Genomic DNA, 1,279 nt, shown 5'->3' with positions numbered 1-1,279 from the left:
GGACGCGGTCGGCGCCTATCTGATGGTCGACATGGCCCACATCGCGGGCCTCGTCGCCGGCGGCGTGCATCCCTCGCCGCTGCCGCACGCGCATGTGGTGACGACCACCACGCATAAGTCGCTGCGTGGCCCGCGCGGCGGCATGATCCTGTGCAATGACGAGGAGATCGCCAAGAAGATGAATTCGGCGGTGTTCCCCGGCCTGCAGGGCGGCCCGCTGATGCACGTCATCGCCGCCAAGGCCGTGGCCTTCGGCGAGGCGCTGAAGCCAAGCTTCAAGCTCTACGCCGAAAGCGTCGCGGCCAATGCCAAGGCGCTGGCTTCGAGCCTCAAGGAGACCGGCCTCGACATCGTTTCCGGCGGCACCGACAACCATCTGATGCTGGTTGACCTGCGCCCCAAGAACGCCACCGGCAAGCGCGCCGAGGCAGCCCTTGGCCGCGCCAACATCACCTGCAACAAGAACGGCATCCCCTTCGATCCGGAAAAGCCCTTCGTCACTTCGGGCGTGCGGCTCGGCACGCCGGCCGGCACCACGCGCGGCTTCGGCCAGGCCGAATTCCGCGAGATCGGCAAGTTGATCGCCGAGGTGCTGGATGGGCTCAAGGTCGCCAATTCCGACGAGGGCAATGCCGCGGTCGAAGCCGCGGTGAAGGCCAAGGTGGTCGCGCTGACCGATCGCTTCCCGCTCTATCCCTATCTCGGTTGACCTGATTTATCGCGGTTGACCAGCCGCGAAGTGTCATCTTTTATCCGCCGGGCAGTGCGCCGCCTCGATCGGCTGGCGCATGAAACCGGAGAATGGATGATGCGCAAATTTCGTCCCACCGCACTTGGTGCTGTCGGCTGGCTGGCCGTTTGCGGGCCAGCCCTGGCGCAGACGCAGCCGGCCCCGGACATGCCCGCGATCAGCACTTTCGGCCGGTGGACAACCATGGTCGATGCGCTCGACACGGGCCAGGACGCGCACAAAACCTGTGCGGCCTCTACCGCCTTCTTCGACGCGAGCGGCAATTCGGGGACGCTTACATTGTCGATTTCGACCGGCGATGCGCTGCCCCCGAACGCCTATCCGGCCATCATGATCACCATCGACAACCGGACCCTGGTCACGGCCAAGAAGGTCGCGGCGGTTTTCGGCGATCCCGGCGTCAAGGTTCCGGTCACGGTTTTCTCCGGCGATGCCGTCAACGGCCGCCCCACCTGGACCGTCGACAATCAGCCCAAGAGCAGCCTCGCGCTGCTGCTCGCCATGCGCCAGGTCACCTCCCTGGACGTG

Annotated in this window: 2 protein-coding genes; both read left to right on the top strand. The window is 65.8% G+C overall.

All coding sequences use genetic code 11. The features are described from left to right. On the top strand, positions 1-709 hold a 709-nt coding region (locus J0I79_RS33920; RefSeq protein ID WP_292870206.1), incomplete at its 5' end, for a serine hydroxymethyltransferase. A 99-nt stretch (positions 710-808) separates the two neighbouring features. Continuing rightward, on the top strand, positions 809-1,279 hold a 471-nt coding region (locus J0I79_RS33915; protein WP_292870203.1), incomplete at its 3' end, for a hypothetical protein.

The sequence above is a fragment of the Mesorhizobium sp. genome (genome assembly GCF_017306585.1).
Classification (GTDB): domain Bacteria; phylum Pseudomonadota; class Alphaproteobacteria; order Rhizobiales; family Rhizobiaceae; genus Mesorhizobium.
Note: the sequence above shows the minus strand (reverse complement) of the source record. Positions and strands in the feature narration are given on the sequence as shown.